Annotated in this window: 21 protein-coding genes; 10 read left to right on the forward strand and 11 right to left on the reverse strand. The window is 65.1% G+C overall.

Annotated elements, in window-relative coordinates:
- Positions 1-5: 5 nt before the first annotated feature.
- Positions 6-1,583, reverse strand: a complete 1,578-nt coding sequence (locus CH306_RS10110) for a carboxyl transferase domain-containing protein (RefSeq protein WP_094646501.1) — start codon at positions 1,581-1,583, stop codon at positions 6-8.
- Positions 1,584-1,697: 114 nt separating this feature from the next.
- Between CH306_RS10110 and CH306_RS10115 the strand changes: the two genes are divergently transcribed.
- Complete coding sequence (locus tag CH306_RS10115; protein ID WP_094646502.1) at positions 1,698-2,300, forward strand: SACE_7040 family transcriptional regulator; 603 nt, start codon at positions 1,698-1,700, stop codon at positions 2,298-2,300.
- An 80-nt stretch (positions 2,301-2,380) separates the two neighbouring features.
- Here CH306_RS10115 and CH306_RS10120 read toward each other — a convergent pair whose 3' ends face one another.
- Positions 2,381-3,433: a DUF3068 domain-containing protein gene (locus CH306_RS10120; RefSeq protein ID WP_176459415.1), complete on the reverse strand. Its 1,053-nt coding sequence runs from the start codon at positions 3,431-3,433 to the stop codon at positions 2,381-2,383.
- Between the two features lie 186 nt (positions 3,434-3,619).
- On the opposite strand from CH306_RS10120, the gene CH306_RS10125 reads away from it, so the two are divergent.
- The 3 genes from CH306_RS10125 to CH306_RS10135 are packed head-to-tail and all read left to right on the forward strand — an operon-like array spanning position 3,620 to position 7,287.
- A complete protein-coding gene (locus tag CH306_RS10125; protein WP_094646503.1) occupies positions 3,620-4,981 on the forward strand; it encodes an MFS transporter in 1,362 nt (453 codons plus the stop codon).
- 27 nt (positions 4,982-5,008) lie between these two features.
- On the forward strand, positions 5,009-6,133 hold the full coding sequence (locus CH306_RS10130) for a HoxN/HupN/NixA family nickel/cobalt transporter (RefSeq protein WP_094646504.1): 1,125 nt from the start codon (positions 5,009-5,011) through the stop codon (positions 6,131-6,133).
- A 53-nt stretch (positions 6,134-6,186) separates the two neighbouring features.
- On the forward strand, positions 6,187-7,287 hold the full coding sequence (locus tag CH306_RS10135) for an alpha/beta hydrolase family protein (RefSeq protein ID WP_094646589.1): 1,101 nt from the start codon (positions 6,187-6,189) through the stop codon (positions 7,285-7,287).
- Here the strand turns inward: CH306_RS10135 and CH306_RS10140 are convergent.
- From CH306_RS10140 to CH306_RS10155, 4 genes are read right to left on the reverse strand one after another with little or no spacing between them, the layout of a single operon-like run.
- Entirely contained in the window at positions 7,284-8,099 is an 816-nt protein-coding gene (locus CH306_RS10140; RefSeq protein WP_094631926.1) for an SDR family oxidoreductase, read from the reverse strand. The two genes, CH306_RS10135 and CH306_RS10140, sit on opposite strands and share 4 nt — an antisense overlap.
- Positions 8,096-9,697 (reverse strand): bifunctional 3-(3-hydroxy-phenyl)propionate/3-hydroxycinnamic acid hydroxylase MhpA, encoded by a 1,602-nt coding sequence (gene mhpA / locus CH306_RS10145; protein ID WP_094646505.1) that lies wholly within the window; start codon positions 9,695-9,697, stop codon positions 8,096-8,098. The genes CH306_RS10140 and mhpA overlap by 4 nt, the downstream gene beginning before the upstream one ends.
- Positions 9,694-10,629, reverse strand: coding sequence for a fumarylacetoacetate hydrolase family protein (locus CH306_RS10150; protein WP_032395480.1), 936 nt, complete (start codon positions 10,627-10,629; stop codon positions 9,694-9,696). Before CH306_RS10150 ends, mhpA begins: the two co-directional genes overlap by 4 nt.
- A complete protein-coding gene (locus tag CH306_RS10155; RefSeq protein ID WP_032395479.1) occupies positions 10,626-11,759 on the reverse strand; it encodes a VOC family protein in 1,134 nt (377 codons plus the stop codon). Before CH306_RS10155 ends, CH306_RS10150 begins: the two co-directional genes overlap by 4 nt.
- 124 nt (positions 11,760-11,883) lie before the next feature.
- On the opposite strand from CH306_RS10155, the gene CH306_RS10160 reads away from it, so the two are divergent.
- Positions 11,884-12,537: a TetR/AcrR family transcriptional regulator gene (locus tag CH306_RS10160; protein ID WP_032395478.1), complete on the forward strand. Its 654-nt coding sequence runs from the start codon at positions 11,884-11,886 to the stop codon at positions 12,535-12,537.
- Positions 12,538-12,556: 19 nt separating this feature from the next.
- Here the strand turns inward: CH306_RS10160 and CH306_RS10165 are convergent, their stop codons facing one another.
- From CH306_RS10165 to CH306_RS10180, 4 genes are read right to left on the reverse strand one after another with little or no spacing between them, the layout of a single operon-like run.
- Entirely contained in the window at positions 12,557-13,390 is an 834-nt protein-coding gene (locus CH306_RS10165) for an SDR family NAD(P)-dependent oxidoreductase (protein WP_094646506.1), read from the reverse strand.
- The gene (locus CH306_RS10170; protein ID WP_094646507.1) at positions 13,387-14,922 is read right to left on the reverse strand and encodes a flavin-containing monooxygenase; all 1,536 of its coding nucleotides are present in this window, start codon (positions 14,920-14,922) and stop codon (positions 13,387-13,389) included. The genes CH306_RS10165 and CH306_RS10170 overlap by 4 nt, the downstream gene beginning before the upstream one ends.
- Before the next feature lie 17 nt (positions 14,923-14,939).
- On the reverse strand, positions 14,940-16,028 hold the full coding sequence (locus CH306_RS10175; RefSeq protein ID WP_256981122.1) for a PDR/VanB family oxidoreductase: 1,089 nt from the start codon (positions 16,026-16,028) through the stop codon (positions 14,940-14,942).
- Positions 16,029-16,045: 17 nt separating this feature from the next.
- A complete protein-coding gene (locus CH306_RS10180) occupies positions 16,046-16,960 on the reverse strand; it encodes a metal-dependent hydrolase (protein ID WP_032395475.1) in 915 nt (304 codons plus the stop codon).
- A gap of 113 nt (positions 16,961-17,073) precedes the next feature.
- Between CH306_RS10180 and CH306_RS10185 the strand changes: the two genes are divergently transcribed.
- Positions 17,074-17,646, forward strand: a complete 573-nt coding sequence (locus CH306_RS10185) for a TetR/AcrR family transcriptional regulator (RefSeq protein ID WP_045198105.1) — start codon at positions 17,074-17,076, stop codon at positions 17,644-17,646.
- A 12-nt stretch (positions 17,647-17,658) separates the two neighbouring features.
- Here CH306_RS10185 and CH306_RS10190 read toward each other — a convergent pair whose 3' ends face one another.
- Positions 17,659-18,270, reverse strand: coding sequence for a TetR/AcrR family transcriptional regulator (locus tag CH306_RS10190; RefSeq protein WP_094646591.1), 612 nt, complete (start codon positions 18,268-18,270; stop codon positions 17,659-17,661).
- Positions 18,271-18,408: 138 nt separating this feature from the next.
- On the opposite strand from CH306_RS10190, the gene CH306_RS10195 reads away from it, so the two are divergent.
- The 4 genes from CH306_RS10195 to CH306_RS10210 are packed head-to-tail and all read left to right on the forward strand — an operon-like array spanning position 18,409 to position 21,891.
- A complete protein-coding gene (locus CH306_RS10195; RefSeq protein ID WP_094646508.1) occupies positions 18,409-19,836 on the forward strand; it encodes a flavin monoamine oxidase family protein in 1,428 nt (475 codons plus the stop codon).
- Complete coding sequence (locus CH306_RS10200) at positions 19,818-20,297, forward strand: SRPBCC family protein (RefSeq protein ID WP_094646509.1); 480 nt, start codon at positions 19,818-19,820, stop codon at positions 20,295-20,297. The genes CH306_RS10195 and CH306_RS10200 overlap by 19 nt, the downstream gene beginning before the upstream one ends.
- A complete protein-coding gene (locus CH306_RS10205) occupies positions 20,294-21,229 on the forward strand; it encodes a carbohydrate kinase family protein (protein WP_094646510.1) in 936 nt (311 codons plus the stop codon). The genes CH306_RS10200 and CH306_RS10205 overlap by 4 nt, the downstream gene beginning before the upstream one ends.
- The gene (locus CH306_RS10210) at positions 21,229-21,891 is read left to right on the forward strand and encodes a class II aldolase/adducin family protein (protein WP_094646511.1); all 663 of its coding nucleotides are present in this window, start codon (positions 21,229-21,231) and stop codon (positions 21,889-21,891) included. The genes CH306_RS10205 and CH306_RS10210 overlap by 1 nt, the downstream gene beginning before the upstream one ends.
- Positions 21,892-21,895: the final 4 nt, after the last annotated feature.

The following is a 21,895-nucleotide window of genomic DNA, read 5'->3' on the forward strand; positions in this document are numbered from 1 at the left end:
GTCCGTCACATCCTGAAAACGCCGTAGGAGACCGGCTCGAGCGGTGCATTGGCGCACGCTGCGAGGGCCAGTCCGAGTACCTGCCTGGTATCGGCCGGGTCGATGATGCCGTCGTCCCACAGGCGGGCCGTCGAATAGTAGGGGTTGCCCTGGCTCTCGTACTGCTCGCGAATCGGAGCCTTGAACGATTCCTGGTCCTCGTCGCTCCACGGTTTTCCCGCCGCATCGAGTTGTTCGCTGCGCACCGTCGCGAGCACCGACGCCGCCTGCTCGCCGCCCATCACCGAGATTCGCGCGTTGGGCCACATGAACAGAAAGCGCGGTGAATACGCTCTGCCGCACATCGAGTAGTTCCCTGCACCGTAGGAACCGCCGATGACGACGGTGATCTTGGGGACGCGGGCACACGCCACCGCGGTGACCATCTTCGCGCCGTGTTTTGCGATGCCGCCTGCCTCGTAGTCGCGGCCGACCATGAAGCCCGAGATGTTCTGCAGGAAGACGAGCGGGATACTGCGCTTGTCGCACAGTTCGATGAAATGTGCGCCCTTCATGGCAGATTCGGCGAACAGCACACCGTTGTTGGCGATGATGCCGACGGGATGACCGTGAAGGTGGGCGAACCCGGTGACGAGTGTCTTGCCGTATTCGGCCTTGAACTCGTCGAATTCGCCGCCGTCGACCACCCGGGTGATCACCTCACGCACGTCGTACGGCGTGCGAGGATCGGTGGGTACGACGTCGTAGAGCTCGGTCTGGTCGGCTACCGGGTCACGCGTCGTGACGACGTCCCACGGCCGGGGTGTGCGGGGCCCGAGCGTGGAGACGATGCGGCGTACGCGATGCAATGCGTCTCGGTCGTCCTCGGCGAGGTGGTCGGTGACGCCCGAGATCTTCGAATGGAGATCACCACCGCCGAGTTCTTCTGCCGTGACGACCTCGCCGGTCGCTGCCTTCACCAGTGGCGGTCCGCCGAGGAAGATGGTGCCCTGGTTCTTGACGATGATGGCCTCGTCGCTCATCGCCGGCACGTAGGCGCCGCCTGCTGTACACGAGCCCATGACGGCGGCGATCTGCGCAATTCCTTTGGCGCTCATGGTCGCCTGGTTGAAGAAGATGCGGCCGAAGTGATCGCGATCGGGGAACACCTCGTCCTGGCGTGGCAGGAACGCGCCGCCCGAGTCGACGAGGTAGATGCACGGCAGGGTGTTCTGTAGGGCGATCTCCTGCGCGCGCAGGTGCTTCTTCACCGTCATGGGGTAGTAGGTGCCGCCCTTGACGGTGGCGTCGTTGGCGACGATCACGCATTCGCGACCGGAAACGCGTCCGATGCCGGCGATCACTCCCGCGCCGGGGCACTCGTCGTCGTAGAGACCGTTGGCAGCCAGTGGTGCTATCTCCAGGAACGGGCTGCCTGGATCGAGCAGCTCGTCGACGCGGTCGCGGGGGAGCAGTTTGCCGCGCGCGATGTGTCGTTCCCGGGATTTCTCGCTACCGCCGAGCGCCGCCGCGGCGAGCCGTGCGGCCAGCTCGCTGGTGAGCAGCTCGTGATCTGCCCGGTTGGCAGCAATATCGATTGCCATGAGGTGCACGCCTTAGGGGTTGGACGCCGGTGTCACAGGAGTTCAGTTAATGGTTGATAACTGACGTCATAGTAAACTACGATTAACCGAGAGTCCAGGGTCGAGGGGGAGTCAGTGCAGGAGTTGGAGGCGAAGCCCACCACGGTGCGTGAGCAGCGCAAGGCCGAGCGTCGGCAGCAGTTGCTCGACGCCGCGGCGTCACTGTTCGCCGAACGCGGATTCACCTCGGTGCGCCTCGAGGATCTGGGCGCGGCAGTCGGTGTCAGCGGACCCGCCGTCTACCGTCACTTCCCGAACAAGGAGGCCGTGCTCGTCGAGCTGATGGTCGGGATCTCGGGGTATCTGCTCGACGGTGGCCGTGCGGTGGTCGATCGTGGTGGGGCTGCCGTGGACGCGTTGTCCGCGTTGGTCGAGTTCCACCTCGACTTCGCCTTCGACACACCGGCCTTCATCAGAATCCAGGATCGCGACCTGCAGAGTCTGCCCGAGGGCGCTCGACGCAAGGTACGCCGAATGCAGCGCGAGTACGTCGAACTGTGGGTCGAGGTCCTGTGCGCCGTCGACCCGACGTCGAACGAAGCCGACGCTCGCACTGCGGCACACGGCGTGTTCGGTCTGATCAATTCGACGCCTTACAGCGCGGGGCGCAGTCCGTCACGTACTGCCAGGCCCGTCTTGCGAGCAATGGCGCTGAGGGCGTTGGGGCTTCCTGCCTGACGCACCGACCTGAGTGTCCACAATGTGCCCACACGATCGCGATCCCGCTTTCGGATCCGAATTGTGGACGCCGAGCGCACCTACACCGACGCGCGCTCGGATTCGTCCGCCTGCTGTGGGGTGGGCTCGGGCGAACGCGCGCGACGGGATCCGATCACTCCGGCGGCGACGGCACCGACGAGACAGGCTCCACCGACCGCGTATCCCAGGAGTGGTCCGCGAGACGTCAACCAGGCCAGGCTGTTCGCAGCGTCGCGTGCCGAGGCGACCTGCTCCGAGCGACCCGTCTCGTCCAGAGCGAGTGACGCCTTGAAGATGGTGACCTCGGGGACCTTCGGATCTCTCGCGAAGTACTGGTACGGGGTTTCTCTGCCCCACACCAGGCTTCCGCTTCTGGGTTCGACGTAGATGTCGCGAACGTTGGAGTACCACCGCTTCATCGTGATCGGTTCGTCCCCGTCGCCCAGTCCCCACTTCGATGCCGGGAGGGTCACCGAGTTGATCGGTGACTGCGTCGTGGTCGACAGGTCGGCTTCGGTCACGATCGATCGGAAGTGATAGATCGGCAGACCTTCCATGGTGATCTCCTCGACGAAGTTCGCCTCGAAGCTCGTCCACGCCGTCGAGTCGTAGACCGTGTACGTGATCGGCTGGGTATCGAAAGGGAAGCGATGCTGTAATCCAGTGCGCGGCAGCGGAATAGCAGGTGAGTCGACGTTGGTCTGCAATGATCCCGCCGGCTCGACGGGTAGGCCGGTGCGTCGGTCGCTGGTCACTCGATCCACCGAGGCGGTCAGCAGGCCTTCATCGCCGTCGCGGTCGGCGCGTCGCACCGTGGCTCCGACCTGGAAGGTGACGCGGTCTGCGTCGGAGGGATCCTCCACGGTGATGTACCGCTGGAGAACGAGGGGAACATCGGTTGCGATCGACAAGGGCCCCGGGCCGGCGATCGTCTTCGAGTCGAGGACCTCGCCGCCCGCTCCGTCTGCCGTGGTGGCCACTGTGGTGGCGGCGATGTCGAGGGGAGTGACCGCCAGACGGTCGTACACGAGGGTGGGCAGAAGAAGCGCAACGACGATCGCGAAGGATCCCAGACCTGCGAGCAGGCACATCGCGATTCTCACCCGTGACATGAACTTCGTCCCCACTGTTTTCGGCTTCGGCCACCTCATCCTGCCGTGACGAAAGCGTCGAATGTCCGCTTCCGCGTTGTGAACTGTCAGCACGTTCGAGGGAAATGACAGAGACATCAACCGATGTTGAGATTGTGCCCGGCGGTGCACACTGGTTTCGAACGACGCTGAATCGAGGGACGACGCATGGCGACCGGTATCGATCCAGGCCCAGTGGTCGATCGCGGCAGCCGTTGGCGAACCATCGGGACACTGCGGTCCGGGCCCGGGTCTGCTCTTCTTCCCTTCGGCTGGGGACCGGCAATCGTGTTGGTCCTCGTGGCCTTCGTGGACCGGATCGAATTCAGCCTCGTTGCCGCCGTTCTCCCTCAGCTTCAGGCCGAATGGGGTTTCGGCGACGCGGTGGCGGGATCGCTGCCCAGTGCATCCGCGATCGCCGCGGGCGTTCTGGCGATACCGGCTGCGTACTTCGCCGATCGTCACGATCGCGGCAGGATCGTGACCTGGGTCGTCGTTCTGTGGTCTCTGGCGACGCTGGGTTCCGCGCTTGCGCCCACGTTCCTGATCTTCTACCTCGTGCGGGTCGGTCTTGCCGCGGCGGAGGCGGTGGACAACCCGGCGAGCGCGAGCCTGCTTGCCGACTTCTACCCGCCCGCAACACGATCCACCGCGTTCGGTTGGTGGCGAACCTCGGCGTATCTGGGCGGTGCGGGCATCGTTCTGGGTGGTGTGCTGGCGGACTGGCTGGGCTGGCGCGGGGCGTTCATGGTCATGACGATCCCGGGACTGTTTGTCGCAGTGCTCGTCTCACGTCTGAAGGAACCGGAACGCGGATACGCCGACAGGTTGGCGGCCCGCGCGGACCCGAGCCTGGAGGCTCCCACGCCGTCCGGCCCGCTTGCCGCCCAGCTCCGCCGACTGCTGCCCATCCGAACGCTGTGGTTCACCGGTGCGGCTCTGACGGTCATGAGCCTGTCGATCGGTGGCCTGACCTTCTGGCTTCCGAGTCTGCTGCAACGCCGGTACGGCCTGTCCGAATCGGCCGCCGCGACGGCGGGCGGTGGAATGACGCTTGTGGGAATCGTTCTCGGCACGCTCGTCGCGGCGATGGCAACCCGAAGGGCCGTGATCGGGAACAGCCTCGCCCAGTGGCGAGTAGTGCTGGGTGGTGGTGGAATTCTCCTCGGCAGTGTGTTCATGTCGATTGCGCTCGGCATGAACGCCACGGTGGTGTTCGTCGTACTTCTCACCGTCTTCGCCTTCTTCTCGGCTTTTGCCCTCCCCACGCTCACCGCATGTGTCGCCGACGTGGTCCCGGCCCGGGATCGGGGTCTGGGATTCGGCATGCTTCAGATCGCCGCGACCGCGGGCGGTGCCGTCGGGCCGCTTCTGGTCGGCGTGGTGTCCGACGCGGCCGATTCACTCACCGTCGGCCTGGTTCCGCTGCTACCGCTGTTGGCCGTCGGCGGGATCTTGGCCCTCCTTGCCTACTGGTCCGTCGAACCCGATGCGCGACGCGTCCTGGCCGCGGCCGCGCAGGAAGAGTAATTCGTTGTCGTCGGCCACAATGTCTCCATGACGATTGAGCTTTCGCGCGCCGAGGTCGGCCGACGGCAGAGTCGATTCACTCTCGACGAGATTCCCCGCCTGTTGGCGATGGCCGGCTTCGTAGCCGCTCTGCACGTGATCGGATGGGGGCTGTTCACGTACTACGACTCCATTCCGAGCATCCACGGACTCACCGGGGCCGACGGCACCCTCGTGTACGCCGGAGCAGGCGTGTTGGCGTACACACTCGGACTCAGGCACGCCTTCGACGCCGATCACATCGCGGCCATCGACGACACCACCCGCTTTCTGCTGCAGAAGGGCAAGCGGCCGTTGGCCGTCGGGCTCTTCTTCTCACTCGGTCATTCGACGGTCGTGTTCGTCTTCGTCGCCGCGATCGCCTTCGTCGCGTCCCAGGCCACGGCGTTCCAGGACGCATTCGCCGGAGTCGGCGGCATCATCGGCACGCTCGTGTCCGGAACGTTCCTGTATCTCATCGCAGCGTTGAACATCGCCGTGCTCGCGGGAATCGTCGGAGTCTGGCGACGCGCGAAACGAGGTGAGTTCACCGAAGCCGGCCTCGACGAGTTGCTGGCCAAGCGTGGGCTGATGAATCGACTGTTCCGCGGCCGCTACGACAAGCTGATCAACCACTCGTGGCAGATGTACCCGCTGGGTCTGCTGTTCGGGCTGGGATTCGACACCGCCACTCAGGTCGGTCTGCTTGCGATCGCAGGCACGACGGCCATGGCAGGCGGACTTCCGCCGATGGCGATCATCGCGCTGCCGGTTCTGTTCGCCGCGGGCATGACCACGATGGACACCATCGACGGCATCTTCATGTCCAAGGCGTACGGATGGGCGTTCGTGACGCCGGTGCGCAAGATCTACTACAACATGACGATGACGGGACTGTCCGTCTTCGTGGCATTGGTGATCGGCACGGTGCAGTTGTTGTCGCTGCTCGCCGAGCAGTTCGAGCTGACCGGCGGCCTGTGGGACGCGCTGGCCGTCATCGATCTCAATCTGGCCGGCCAACTCGTCGTCGGCACGTTCTTCGTCGTGTGGATCGGTGCGGTCGTGTATTACAAGGTGGCGCGCATCGACGAACGCGGTGGCTTCGCGCACTCGAACGGAATGGAGACCCAGTGACCTCTCGTCGTCGGATCGGTGCTCTCGCAGTTGCCGCGACTGTCGCGTCGAGCATGGTGACGGTGCTGCTGGCCGCACCTGCTTCCGCAGCACCGGCGATCACTCAGGAGATCGGCGACGTCGTCTCGACTCGTGATCTGCCGCAGGAACTGTGGGTTCCCGGCGCGGCCTCGGCCGAAGTGCTCACCTACGTCACCACCGACACGTTCGGCGACAAAGCGCTGAGCACCGGCACCGTCTTCCTGCCGCCCGGCACGCCGCCCGCGGGTGGTTGGCCGGTGATCTCGTGGGCCCACGGCACATCCGGTCTTGGGGATTCGTGTGCGCCGTCGATGATCGGTCCGGCGTACGCCGAGCGCGATCTGCCGTACCTGGGAAACTGGCTCGCGCAGGGTTACGCCATCGTGGCCAGCGACTATGCCGGCCTCGGAACACCCGGCTTGCCGACGTATCTCGACGGTCGAACCACGGCACACAACGTCGTGGACATGGTCAAGGCGGGCCGCAACCACAGCGAAGCCCTGTCGCGATCCTGGGTGGCCGTCGGCCAATCGCAGGGCGGCGGAGCAGCGATCTACACCGCGCGGTACGCAACGGAATTCGGCGGCCCCGAGCTCGACTACCGAGGGGCGGTCGGCACCGGTACTCCCGCGTACATCGAGAAATTGGTCTCGATCGGTGCACCGGGCGTTCCGCCGGTGGAGCTGCCGTCGGGACTGACCGCCTACGTCGCGTACATCGGCGCATCACTGCGCTACGCGCATCCCGAGCTCGGACTGGACAACATCCTGACCCCGCTCGGAAAGAAGTACGCAGACCTGGCCGAGACGGAGTGCGTATCGGACTTCGAGGAACAACTCGACGGTGTGACGATCGGCGACTTCTTCACCGCGCCACTGACGAGCCTGCCCAATTTCACGGCCGTGCTCGACGATTACATGGCGATGCCCGAAACAGGATTCGACAAGCCCTTCTTCATGGGAAACGGTCTCCAGGACATCGACGTTCCGTTTCCGACCACCGCGGCCTACGTCGCGCGTCTGACCGCCAACGGTCAGCCGGTGACGTTCCGGGCCTACAACACCGACCACAGTGGAGCCCTCGTCCAGTCACAGGCCGACACGATCCCGTTCGTCGCAGGACTGCTTCGCTAGCCGACCGGGCGTTTGCCGGGCAATCCGTATGCGCGGGCCGTGAACTTCTCGAGCACGGTGCGTGGTAACAACCGCTTGGCGAGAAACACTGCGGGCGCATTGCTGCCGACGGCGTAGATCGGGAGGGTCTTCTTGTCCTCGACCGCTCTCAGCACGGTCTTCGCGACCGTCTCGGCCGTGATGCCCTGTGCCTCCTTGGCGTCGAGCTTCGCGATCACCGTGGTGAAATCGCGTAGGTAGGGCGAATGCGGTCCGCAGTACTTGGTGCGACGGGCGGACAGGCCGGTGGCGATCGAGCCGGGTTCGACTGTGGTGATGTCGATTCCGTACGGTTCGAGCTCGAACCGTGCCGCTGTGCTGAAGCCCTTGATCGCGGCCTTGGTTGCGGCGTACGAGGAACGGTAGGCCAGGGGGAAGCTCGCGAGCATCGAGCCGATGTTGACGATTCTGCCGCGGCCGCGCTCACGCATGGCCGGCAATACGGCCTGGGTCAACTCGATCGCGCCGAACACGTTGAGCTGAAACAGTCGAGTGATCGCCTCGATGGGGAGTTCTTCGAGTGGACCGCACTGGCTTTCGCCTGCGTTGTTGATCAGCACATCGATCGGGGAGTCGCCGAGTTCGTCCACGAACGCACGGATCGATTGCGGATCCGTCAGGTCCAGATCGCGGTAGTCGACGCCCGGGATCGGGGCGGCCACCTTCGAGCTGTTACGGCTGGTGCCGATGACGTGATAGCCGCGGGCGATGAGAGTTTCGGCGACGGCCTCGCCGATTCCCGACGTCGCTCCGGTGACAAGTGCAGTGTTCATCTACGCCTCTTTGTTGCTGTGCGGGTAGGTCTCGGCTTCGTCGCAACGTGTGCCGGGCAGTCTTGCCGACGAAAAGCGGTGGTCGGTACCTTGGTGTGCAGGGAAGGTACCGAGGTGCCCGACGCCATGACGGTGCGGTCCGGTCGGACTATGGCAGCGACAGCATGCCCGCTGCGCAGCCAGGCCCCGAGATCCGACGACGCCGCCACCTCGACGACGACGGCTCCGCGACGTTCGACCTCTCGACGGTGCCCGATGGACAAGGGCGTCGACGAGACGAACAGGAATTGGCCGGGCGCGAGGTCGTCCAGGCGCATTCCATTGTCCAATGTGCTGTTGGGGCAGAGCTTTCCGGCCAGAGTGCGAACCGGCACGGGCGAACGCAACACGTACTGCGATCGGCCGAGTGACGGCGTGGTGCTGGCGGTGACCTTCGCGCCGATGAACGGCAGATATCCCAGAGCGGGTGCGATGTTCGTGCGCATGATGCCGGTGAGTCGGCTGCCGCCGGTCATGGCCCATCCGATCGCGACCGCCAACTCGATCATCTGCTTGGCGTGCGTCTTTCGTTCCGTCTCGTAGCTGTCGAGCGAGGTTTCCTTCAGATGCCCGTCGCGCACGCCGACGATCTTCCAGACCAGGTTGCGCGCATCTCGGAGCCCAGCGCCCATCCCCTGCCCGATGAAGGGCGGCGTCAGATGCGCGGAATCGCCCAGGAGGAAAACCCGGCGATCACGCCACCGGTCGGCCACCTGTGCCCGAAAGGTGTACTCGGCGCAGCGAATCAGCTCCATCTCGGGCTCGTCCACAGACTCCAGCCACGGCGCGATCAGTGGACCGATCGACGCCAGGTCGGTGAAGGCGTCCATGGTCTCGTCGTCGTGCAGACGGAATTCCCAGCGATAGCGGGTCGGGCCGATGCGCATGTAGGTCGCCGATCGCTCGGAATCGCACACCTGGTGCACGCCGTCCCACTGATCGAGGTCCGCATCGGTGGCGATGTCGACCACCAACCATCGCTGTGCGAAGCCGAGATCGTGCATCTTCGAACCGATGGAGGCTCGAACGATGCTGTTGGCCCCGTCGCAGCCGAGTACGTAGTCGGCGGTCACCCAGTGTGGGGTCCCGTCCACGGTCGAGTCGTACCGGACCCGCACCGAATTCTTGAGATTCTGGACGTCGGTGATCTCGCAATTGCCGCGCATCTCCACGCACTCGAATTGTGAGATGTGTTTGCGCATCAGCTGTTCGAGATCGGGCTGATCGAACATGTTGGCCTGCGGGTACCCGTGCGGTCGATCGTCGGGATCCCGCTCGAACTCGGCAAGCGTGCGGATCTGTTTGTCGCACAATCGCAGTCCGCGACCAGGGCGCGAGATTCCCGCGAAGTCCTCGGCCAGGCCGATATCGCCGAGAATGCGGAACACCTCGTCGTCGAGATGGACCGCGCGAGGCTGTGGGTAGACGTCCTCCCACCTGTCCAACACGAGGCAGGGCACGCCGTACCGACCCAGCAGCAACGCAGCGGTCATGCCCGTCGGACCGGCGCCGACGATCACCACGGGAAAGTGGCGACCGTCGGACGTGTTTTCGGTCATCGGTAGGAGACCCGGGTGCGCTGGACTCCCAGATCGAGGGCTCCGTCGGGAGTGGAGCACGTCAGTTCGAGCACGTCACCGTCCTTCAGAAACGCCGGATTCTTGGCCTGCTTCTTGAAGAAGACCTTCCACTTGACCGACGGCGGAACCAGCGATCCGATCATTTCGATCGGCTTGGCGGGGGCCTTCAGTGCGGTGCCCCCCGGCGTACCGGTGAGCAGTAGATCGCCCGGATCGATCCGCTGAAACTTGCTCAGCGCCTTCAGCGATTCGACCGGACGGTAGATCATGTCGGCGACCGTACTGTCCTGTCGGACCGAACCGTTGACGCGCAAGGTCAATGCGAGGTCTCCGAACCGGTCGAACTCGCCGGCCTCGAGCAGTACGAGGCGCGGCCCGACCGGCGTGAAGGTGGGGTACGACTTGCCCTCGTAGAACTGAGTTTTGGGCAACTGGACATCGCGCGCCGAGACGTCGTTGGTGATCACGAGCCCGGCCACGTACTCGGCCACGTTGGACGCGTCGATCTTGGTGCCGACGGTGAGGGTCTTGCCGAAGACCAAGCCGATCTCGATCTCGTAGTCCAGCAGCTTGACGTGCGCGGGCTTGATCACGTCGTCGGTGGGTCCACTGATCGAGCCCGAGGTCTTGCGGAAGAACGTCAGCGGCACCGTCTCGGGGTTCATTCCCGAGTCCTTCACATGCGAGACGAAGTTCGTCATGTTCGCCATGATTCGGCAGGGCGCGGTGACCGGCGAGATCGGCGACAACGTCTCCACGGCAACGACATCGGTGGACTCGCGCGCCGACTCGATGGCCGCTCGATCGGCGAGTAGCTCGGCGGTGGTGGTGGCCGAGGTATCGATTCGGGACGCCCCGGCCGGGGTCTCCACCCACCAGGCGTCGGCGGTGCGCAGTACAGCGATGCTCATGAGGAAGCCACTTTCATCAGGCCGCGAAGGCGTTCGGTGTCGAATTCGTTGTCGGTGCGTAGCGAGGAGATGATCGATTTGAGCTCGTGCAGAGACGCTTTGCTCGGCGCGATCCCGAGGAAGTCCTTGGACGCAGGCGGCCCCCACTGAGCCAGGCCGGATGCGGTCATCGGTGCCCAGCCGGGCTCGAGGGAGCTGTCGAACATATCGCCGTCGCTGAAATGTTCCACCAGGAAACCGTCGGGATCCCGCCAGTAGTCGAAGATCTGGCTGCCCTGGATGTGCCTGCCGATACCCCACGAATGCCGGTACCCGCGCTGGGTCAGGTATTCCCCGCCCGCGGCGATGGCATCGAGATCCGACACCTGGTATGCCGAGTGTACGTACCGGTTGGACGGACCGAGAGTCATTGCGAGAGTGTGATGATCGGCCGGAGTGTTGCCACGATCGCAGCGGATGAAGCTCATCACCGGACCGCGATCACGCTGGCCGTCGTAGTAGAGGAAGTCGCTGACGATCAGTCCGAGATGATGCAGGTACCAGTTCAGGTTCTCGAGGTAGCCGGTGCGCTGGAGCACCACGTGTCCCAGACGTTGGACTCGGGCGGGCTGACGCGGAGGCCGCTGCGTCGCGTTGAGTCGGTAGCGCGGGTCGCCGAAGTTGTAGGTGTGCGCTGGCTGGCCGGGCAGCTCGGGATGCTCGGTGTACCCGGACACCACCTGGACGGGTTGTCCACCCGGGTCGGTGAGATTCACGGCGACACCGCCGAGTGTGTCGGGTAGTCGTTGGACGCGCTGCCCGGTTGCCTCGGCCAGCCTCATCAGGTCGGCATCGTCTGCGGCGGCGAAGGCTGCGCCCACGAAGCGTGTTCGCTTGCCGCGACGGATGATCACGCACGGTGCGCCGACGTGCGTACCTCGCAGATGGATCTCCTCCGGAGTGCGAAGCGAGACGGTGAAACCGAAGGCCACGGCGAACGCCTCGGCCTTGGTCAGATCCGGCTTGCGAAACTCCAGCCACGCGATGTCCCGAACCTTGATGATGGGATCCTTCGCGCGACCGGGGTGCTCGCCGGTGAGCGCGCCTTGGTCCACGTGCATGTCCTTGTGGCCGTCGACGTCCTGTGCCATTGAGCCTCCCTCGTTGGTGACAATATCGTCACCTATGACAGTGCCGTCAGTCAATAGTATTGACAGAATCGTCAGCCATGAGGAAGAGTCAGGCCGTCGACCAGCGCAGACAGAAGTAGGGACCATGACCGAAACCCCGAATCGACTCGAGCGCCGCAAGGCCCGCACGCGTGGAGCGTTGATCGAAGCGGCGCAGGGCTTCATCGCCCGCGGCGAACTGAACGCGCCGATCGCAGAGATCACCCAGGCCGCCGACGTGGGTATGGGGTCGTTCTACAACCACTTCGTCAGTCGAGAGCAGCTGTTCCAGTCGGCGGTCGACGGTGCCCTGGAGTTGCTGGGCGGCTACCTCGATTCGCTGACCGATGTCGACGCCGACCCCGCCGAGGCGTTCACTCGATCGTTTCGAATCTCCGGCCGACTCTTCCGCCTGCAACCAGAACTCAGCCGCGTGCTCATCCACTCCGGTCCCGAATTGATCACCTCGCAGCACGGTCTCGGTCCACGTGCGGCGAGGGACATCGTCGCCGGAGTCGATGCGGGGTACTTCCGGGTCGAGGACATACAGCTGTCCTTGGCTCTGGTGGCAGGCGCATTGCTCGGTCTGGGCCAGCTACTGCTCGAGCAACCTGATCGTGACGACAACGAGGCCGTGGATCGAATGGCGTACAGCGTGCTGCTCGCGCTGGGAATGTCCGACGCCGATGCGCGTGACCTGTGCGCCCGGCCGCTCCCGCCGATGAGTGACGTTCCCAGCGTGGACGGTGAGAGCGCATAGCCCACGCGCCTGCGGAAGGTCAGCGTGAGTGTGTCTCCTCCAGATCCCGGATGATCTGCGCAACCCGACGGTCCCGGACGAGCCTGCGTTCCAGAATCGGGTTGAGCATTCCCCGGAACCAGAAGTACGGAGTCCACACGGCAGGGGCGATCAATCGTGCCCGACGGGTCCGGACCGCGTGTACGAGCAACTCGGCGGCTCGCTGAGACGGCAGGCGTCGGCTCAGCGGCCACGGAAGAAATCCTCCGATTCGCCGACCGATCGGATCGTCGTCGAGGGTGTGCCGTGCCAGATCGGTGTCCACCACTCCGAAGTACGCGAGACCGGCCGATGCGCCGACGGCAGCAAGTTCGATGCGCAGAGCGCGGCCCAGCTGTTCCACGGCCGCCTTGCTCACCATGTACGCGGACCCACCCATCCCGGGAGTGAATGCAGCGCAGGACGATACGAGCAGTATGTGCCCGCCGCTCGCGACGATCTCGTCTGCGGCGGCCCGCACGATGTTGAGGACGCCGCCGAAGTTCACCGCCATCACCGAGTCGAAGACGGCGCGGTCGATCGACCTGATGGTGGCCGGCGGCGGGGTGATCCCGGCATTGGCGATCACGATGTCGAGGCGGCCGAACCTGTCGATCGTTGCCGCGACGCAGTTCGCCATCGCTGCCGGATCGGTGACGTCACCGACGAGCAGAAGTGTCCTTTCCGTACCGGTCGGATCCGTGGGAAAATCTCGATCCACCACCGCGACAGACGCTCCCGCCGCGCGCAATCTCTCGACCGTCGCGGCTCCGATTCCACGGGCTCCGCCGGTGACCAGTGCTACCTTTCCCGCGAGTTCGATGGTGCCGCTCATGCGAGCTCCTTGCTGGTCGCGAGCAGCGGATCTACCTCGGAAAGCGCACTGCGGCAGTGATAATGGCGCAGTTCGATGGTGGACATACGCCGGGTGAAGTTTCGTACCGAACCGGGCCAGTACGTCACGTTGCGTCCGGACGGGCTCAGGTAGTAGCTGCTGCATCCTCCCGAGTTCCACACCGATCCCGCGAGACGCTCGTCGGTGTGATCCGCGAATTCGATCTGTGCCCGCATGCTGACCTCGAGCGCCACCAGTGCGTTGTCGTCCATCGCGCGCAGTGCCGCAAGGATGTAGTTCACCTGAGCCTCGATGGTGACCACCTGGGAGGTGTACACCACCGAGTTGGGGCCGAGCAGCATGAAGAAATTCGGGAAGCCGTGCACCGTGGTGCCCCGGTACGACGACATTTCCCCGTCGGGCCAGTGGTCCGCCAACGACTTTCCGTCACGACCGACGATCCGCCGGAAGCCGGTGTGGCCGGACACGGTGAATCCCGTCCCGAGGACGATGGCATCGACCTGGTGCACGGTCCCGTCGGTGGTGACGATGCCCTCGGGCACGATCCGCGCGATGCTCGTGGTTTCGACGGTGACGTTCTCTCGGCACAGGGCGGGGTAGAACTTGTTCGAGAACGTCGGTCGCTTGCAACCGAATTCGTAACCAGGTGTGAGCTTCTCGCGAAGTACAGGGTCCTTCACCTGACGACGGAGATGCGCGCGCCCCAATGCCGTGAGCGGTGCGAGCAACGATCGATGGCCGATGAGTCCGGGAACCAACGCTTCCTGGAACAGATCGAACGTGCGGCGCATCGCCCGCTGGGCCCGGGGGAACTTCCTGAGTAGGGACCTGCCGGATTCGGAGATCGGTCGGTCGGGATGCGGAAGGATCCACGTCGGTGTCCGCTGGAACAGCGTCAGGTGCGCGGCCTCGGGGGCCAGACGCGGAACGAACTGCACCGCGGATGCTCCGGTGCCGATGACGGCGAGGCGTCGGCCCTGGGAGGAGTGCTGATGGTCCCACTTCGCCGAGTGGAACACGCTGCCCGAGAACGATTCCAGTCCTCCGATGTCGGGAGTTGCCGGTTCACTGAACGGGCCGAGTGCTCCGATGAGGATGCGCGCAGACCATGTTCCCTCGCTCGTCCGCACCACCCACTGGGCCTGTTCGTCGTTCCACGTCGCGTCGAGTACCTCGTGCCCGAAACGGATGCGATCGCGGATACCGAAACGATCGGTGCAATCGTTGAGATACGCCTCGATCTCGGGCTGAAGCGGGTAGAGCCGCGTCCAGTCGGGGTTGGGTGCGAACGAGAACGAATACAGCGCCGACGGAATATCGCACTGCGCACCGGGATAGGTGTTCACGTGCCACGTTCCACCGACCGCCGTATCGCGCTCGAAGATCAGAAAGTCGCTGCGGCCTTCCTGCTCGAGCCTGATCGCGGCCCCGAGGCCACCGAAGCCCGCGCCGATGATCGCGACGTCGGTGTGCGGTACGGGCGTGGCACTGTCGAATGGTGTTGCAGGCATGAGGGTATGGGCTCCTTCTACAGATCGAGGACGAGAGCTTCGCCGTCGACGGCAGCGCGCGAGACACACAGGGTGAGTGAGTTCTCGCGTTCGGACGGGCTCAGGACGCGATCTCGGTGCTCGACGCGTCCGGCGACGAGACCGACGACGCACGCTCCGCAGAAGCCTTGCCGACACGAGAACGGCTGATCCGGCCTGGACCGGCGGAGTGCGTCGAGAGCGGTCTCCTGCGCACCGACCTCGATGGTGTCTCCCGAGCGATCGAGCTTCAGCACGAACGGCATGCCGTCGACCACCGCTGCAGGCGCGAACAACTCGGTGTGGAATTCACGAACGGCCGTACTGGCGAGGGACTCGTCGCGGAGTCTGCCCGACAGCGCCGCGGGTCCGCAGACGTACATCGCGGAGTTGCCCATCCCGAGATCGACGATGTCCTCCGGAACCGGAAATCCGTCGACATCATCGGCTTTGACGATCACATGCCCGCGCGAGGTCAGTGCCAACTGCTGCAGTAGGGCAACGAACGGCAGACTCGCCCGAGAGCGACCGTGGTAGTACAGCGTCCACCGCGCCCCGTCCCGGACGGCGCGTTCGATCATCGCCCGGATGGGGGTGATGCCGATTCCGGCGGCCACGAAGAGGTAATGCTCGGCCTTCGCCATCGGAAAGGCATTGCGGGGACCTCGAACTCGCAGGACAGCGCCGCGGGAGAGCGCGTGGATCTCGGTGGACGCTCTACCGCCGGGGATCTTGCGGACGCTGATGCGGTAGTGATCACCTGACCCGGGTCGGCCGGCGAGTGAGTACTGCCGCACCGAACCGGACGGAGTGGTGACGTCGATGTGCGCTCCGGGTTGCCATGTCGGTAGTGGTGCACCGTCCCTGCGCGAGAGCAGCAGCGAGCGAACGTCCTCGGCCTCGTCGATCGTATCGTCGACGACGGTCTCGAATTCGTATCCGACGCTTCGTCGGGGCTGCGCCGGAGACAGGGCCGTCACGATCGCCGAATCGGTGACGAGCCTGGCGTAGAAACGGGACGCGGCACCGATGGCGCGAAGTCCCCGTCCCGGTGCCGTCACGGTGATCTCGCCGAGATGGCTGTGCACCGGAGGCACTGTGGTCGTCACTGCTGGGCCGCCAGCGCCGCGGGGGAGACTGCCAGGTACTGCACGGCCTTGTCGATGTCGCCCATCTTCGAGGGGTGGAAGCCGGGACGGATGTACAGGGCGAGCTGCACGAACAGGAACGACAGGCCCGGTATCAGGTGCTTGCGTGAGGCTCGTGCGAACGCGATCGGCCACGGGGCTCGCAGCCGCCGCGTACCGGTTCGTGGCGTGGCGACCGAATTCCGGTACAGGTACGCGGCGGTACTGAACCACAGCACGGCCAACCCAGCGCTGGCGATCACCGCGGTTCGGGCGCGGCGGAATGCGCCACCGTCGACGTACTGGAACGCGTCGAATGCGACATTGCGGTGTTCGAGTTCTTCCGCTCCGTGCCAACGCAGCAGATCCAGCATCGTCGGGTCGACTCCGATGCGGTCGAATTCGGCATTGTCGAGCAGCCACTCGCCCACCACTGCGGTGAAATGCTCTGCTGCTGCATAGATTCCGAGGCGCTCGTTCAGCCATGCCTTGCCTGCGCGGCCGGTGAGGCCGTGATCGCCGAACACCACACCCACGGCGAAGCGGATGCGCTGCAGAATCGGTTCGATGTCCACTCCGTGCGCGACGAGGTAGGTGCGGAAGCTTTCGTGGGAGGACGCGTGCGTGGCTTCCTGGCCGACGAATCCCACGACTTCCTCGTGCAGTCTGCGGTCGTCGATGTACGGCAGCGCGCGGGCGAACACGTCCGCCATTGCTCGTTCTCCCTCGGGCAGAACCAGGTGCATCACGTTCCAGAAGTGGGTGGCGTACCACTCGTGGGGGATGTACTGGAGTGGAACTCCGGACCAGTCGAATGTCACCGCGCGCGCCACTATCGCGTAGGACTCGTCCGTGTACTGCTCGTCCGAGTCGCCCGCCTTGTTCCGAGACATTCGAAACTCCGTTTCTTCGAGATCGTGCTGCTGCTGCCAGCGATGCTACATAGCAACATATTATGTTGCAATGTTGCACAGGATAGACGGTGGACGGCCGATAGGATCGAGCGATGCATCCAGATGGGGACGACGGGCCGATTCTCGATGCCGCCTTGGAACTGTTCGGTGAGGTCGGAATTCCTCGAACCACCATCGGCGACGTCGCGAAGCGCGCCAAGATCAATCGCGTGACCGTCTATCGCCGTATCGGATCGAAGGACGAACTCGTTCGGGCCGTCATGGCGCGGGAGTCGTCGCGGCTGTTCGCGGCGGTGGCAGCTGCGGCTGCCGAACAGAGGTCACGTGCGGATCGGGCGGCACACGGATTCGCCACGACCATCGACTCGGTGCGAACGAACCCTGTGCTCTTGAAGATGTTCGACTCCGAGAGCTCGCTGGTGCTCGAGCAATTGACCACCAACGCATCGGCACTGCTCGTGACCGCGATCAACGCTGCCACGCACATCACCAGGGGTGAACTGGAATCGGACACCTTCGCCGTGCCGGACGCACCGGAAATTGTTGTGCGCGTGGTCCATTCGATCCTACTGACACCCTCGGCCGCCGCCCCGCTCGATACCTACGACGAGCTGCTCGCGTTCGCGCACCGCAGCATCGTGCCGCTTCTCGTAGGTGTCGACTAGCGGTATCCGGGCTCAACCTCGCGGCGCGTACGAGTCGAGCACGCGCAACAGGGCATCCTTCAGTTCCGCCCGATTGCCACCCGGTGTCGGCCTTGCGATCTCGTGCAGGGTGTAGCCGTCGATCAGGGCCAGGAAATGTCGAGCCGGTAGGTGTGGTTCGGCGATCCCGAATGCCCCCAACGCCGCTTCGGCCGCCTCCTCGATCATCCGCATGATTCGGTGCACCGAATCCGCCAGCTCGGGCCGTCTGCGCACGGCGAGGTACGCCTCGAACTGGACGAGGGAGTCGTCGTCCTCGGGGGAGGACAGCAGCGAGACGAGGTCCATGATCGCGTCGGCCAGATCGTCGCGAGTGAGCCCGCCTGCGTTCGCGACGTCCAGTAGAGCCGTGACCTTCGCCGTCACGTTCTCGGCGATACGAGTGATTGCGGCATCGATGAGTTCGCCGACCGAGCCGAAGAAATAGCTGGTGGTCGACGGCGGGAAGCCGGCGGTTTCGGCCACGGACCGAAACGAGACGCGTTCGAGTCCGCGTGTTCCGATCACGCCGATGGCAGCGTCGACCAGCGCGTCGCGGCGCTCCCGGCCGCGCGCGTATCGAGTCTTCCGGCGCTCTTCGGTCATGGCTGCAACGTTAGTCGGAGTGCTGTCTTCCACCTCCATCGCTGCGCTCTCCAGCAGGCACTTTTCGTCAATCCTGGCCGGATGGCCAATATTGGGTTACTGTCGCCGCTACATCGAACAGCCCGGAAAGGAGCACCCATGACCGAGATGTCGCAGGCCCCGCACGTGGACGTAGTGGTCGTCGGCGCAGGACTCGCGGGTCTGACCGCCGCCAGGGAACTGACGGCCGCAGGATTGACCGTGCAGGTCCTCGAGGCCAGGAACCGGGTGGGTGGGCGCACGGTCAACCACGCACTCGGTGAGAACTCGGTCGTCGAGACCGGCGGGCAGTTCGTGGGTCCGACGCAGGACCATGTCCTCCGCCTGGCCGCATCGGTGGGCGTCGGGACGTTCCCCGCGTACGACACCGGATCGAGCATGTACGTCAAGAACGGAAACGCTCGACGCTTCGACGGCGGGGTGCCGCCGGATCTGGCGGCGCTACCCGACGTCGGTGTGCTCGTGGCGCGAATCGATCGGGCTGCCAACCAAATCCCCGTCGACCGACCGTGGTCGGCACCCCGAGCACGCGAGTGGGACACCCAGACTCTCGCCACCTGGGCCCGGAGGCACTCGGCCACCGCCGGTGGCGTGGAACTGCTCGACATCCTGCTCGGTTCGGTGTTCGGTGGCACGTCCGCCGACGCATCGGCGCTCTTCGGCCTGGCGTACGTAGCCGGGGCGGGAAACGAGTACACCCCCGGCACCGTCGATCGGTTGATGAGTGTCGCCGGTGGAGCACAACAGTGGAGATTCCTCGGTGGCTCACAGGCGATCTGCATCGAAATTGCGAAGCAGCTCGGTGACGCCGTCCGGCTCGACACCCCGGTTCGACGTGTGGAGCAGTATCCGGATCGCGTGGTGGTGTGCAGCGACACCGAATCATGGATCGCTCGATCGGCGGTCGTCGCGATTCCGCCCGTTCTGGTCACCCGAATCGACTGGAGCCCCGCGCTTCCCGCACCGCAGGAGGCGTTGTTCCAGCGAATGAACTTCGGCGGCCTGGCCAAGTGCGAGGCCGTGTACCCCGAACCGTTCTGGCGCGCGAGCGGGCTCTCCGGCCAGGCGCTCTTTCGCGACAGCGACGTACCGGTGTCCTCGATGTTCGACAACTCACCACCCGACGGAAGCCAGGGAGTGCTGATGGGATTCGTCGGCACCTGGGGTGCACGCCACCGCGGCGGCCGGAACTGGTCGGACGGCACCGACGCCGAACGACGCGGCGAGGTGCTGCGCGCCTTCGCTTCCGCCGTCGGGCCGCGCGCGCTCGAACCGACGGAATGGATCGAGCTCGATTGGACTCGCGAGCACTGGACCCGCGGCGGGCCCACCGCCGTTCTTGCCCCCGGAGTGCTGACCGAACTCGGCCGGTGGCGAGACACTGCGTTCGGCCGAGTGCAGTGGGCAGGAGCCGAACACTCCGACTACTGGAACGGGTACATGGACGGGGCTGTGCGATCGGGTGAAAACGCAGCAGCAGCAATACTTTCGACCGAAGGAGAGCTCTCGTGGAACAACGCTTCGTAGTCTCGGCCCATCGCACCCTCTCGGTGAGCCCCGAGGAAGTGTGGGCATTGACCGCCGACACCGGTCGGTACGCAGAGTGGGTCACCGACGTCCGGTCGGTCATCGCTCATCATGGCACCGCACGCACAGGTGGTGTGTACACGGAGGAGGTGGCGACGCTCGGCCGCTTCACCACTCACGCCACATGGACCGTCCGGGAGCTGGAACCGAACCGACTGCGAATCGATTCGGGTCAGGGTTTCGCGCTACTCGTCAACGTGGCGAACGTCTTTCGCTTCGCGCCGCTCGCCGGCGGTACCTCCACCGCGATGACCTTCGAATTCTGGTTCGATGTTGCACCGAGCTGGATGGGGCGTGTGGTGCGGCCCATCGCGACCGCCGGGATGTCCGCACGATTCGACGTCTCGATGTGCAACCTCGAGGCGCTGATCCTCTCCGAGCGAACTGCGACGATCCGATGAGAGCACCGGCGGAGGTCCTCACCCTGGGGGTGCACATACTCGACACTCTGGTGCGGCCGGTGACCGAGATTCCCGACGGTCAGGCGGCGGTCCTGGCGGAGCAGATCGCGATGTCGGCCGCGGGTACGGCCGCGGGAACGGCACTGGTGCTGTCCCGACTGGGTGCCGCGGTACACACCGCGGGAGTGGTCGGTGGTGATTCGGCAGGCACGTTCCTACTGCAGCTCCTCATCGACGACGGAGTGGACGTCTCCCTCGTTCACCGCATGGACGGGGTCCAGACCTCGGCATCGGTACTGCCGATCAGGCCGGACGGATCCCGGCCGGCTCTGCACGTGATCGGAGCCAACGGCTATCTGGCTCAGCATGTTCCGTGGAACATGTTTCACAACGTCGACTTCCTGCATCTCGGGGGGCCCGAGTTCTACGGACCGGACACCGCGTGCGACATCGCACGCCGCGCCCACGAGGACGGTGTCGTCGTCACCGTGGACAGCCTGGCCCCGTCCGTTCCGGAAGGGCTCGGTGCGTTCGCGGCCGCGCTGCCCCATGTGGACTACCTGTTGCCCAACGACGAGCAGGTCCTCGGCTGGACCGGCTGCGCCACTGTCGAGGACGGGTGTCGTCGACTGCTCGAGCTCGGAGCGTCCTGCGTGGTGGCCACCGCGGGTGCGTCGCCCACTCTCGTCGTCACGACCGACAGTGTCGTCGAGGTCCCCGCGTTCTCCGTGGACGTGGTGGACACCAGTGGATGCGGAGATGCGTTCTCGGCCGGGTTCGTTCGCGGACTGTCCCTGAGCATGAACGTCGTCGAGGCAGCCGAACTCGGCAATGCGACCGCGGCTCAGGTTGCGCAGGGACTCGGTACCGATTTCGGCACCTACGACCTCGAGTACGTTCGGACGTTCACTCGCACCTGCCGGACCGTCTGATGTCGGTCGACGTGGAGGAGCTACGGCAGTTCGTCGCCGAGACCGCCCGGAAACTGGGCCGCAAGGGCTTGGTTCTCGGCACCGCAGGCAACGTCAGCGCACGCGCGGGTGATGTGGTGGCGGTGACGGCGACCGGGCTGGTGTTGGCGGACGCGACGATCGAGGACGTCACACTCGTCGGTACGGACGGAATCGTCCGCGCAGGACCAGGTGAACCGACCTCGGAACTGGGTCTGCACCTCGGCATCTACGCGTCGTCCGACGTTCGTGCCGTCGTGCATACGCATTCCTCGGCGGCCGTTGCACTGTCGCTCGTCGCGGACGAACTGCCGCCCGTTCACTATGCGCAGCTGGCCCTCGGCGGCAGGGTTCCGGTGGTGCCGTTCGCGCCGTTCGGTACGGCCGAGCTCGCCGACCTGGTGGTGACCACGATGCGGTCGAGGTCGGCGGTGATCATGGCCCATCACGGATCGGTGGCCACCGGTCACGATCTCGCGGCCGCACTGTCGAACATCGAACTGCTCGAATGGCTGTGCGGGGTGTATCTGTCCGCTGCCGCAGTGTCGACGCCACGCGCCATGACCGACGCGCAGTTGGCGGCGACCCTCGACGAGGTGGTGCGACGGTCGTACGGCACCACCGCGCGGCGCGCAGAGGACTGACCGA

The sequence above is a fragment of the Rhodococcus sp. 15-725-2-2b genome (assembly GCF_002259075.1).
Taxonomy (GTDB): domain Bacteria; phylum Actinomycetota; class Actinomycetes; order Mycobacteriales; family Mycobacteriaceae; genus Rhodococcoides.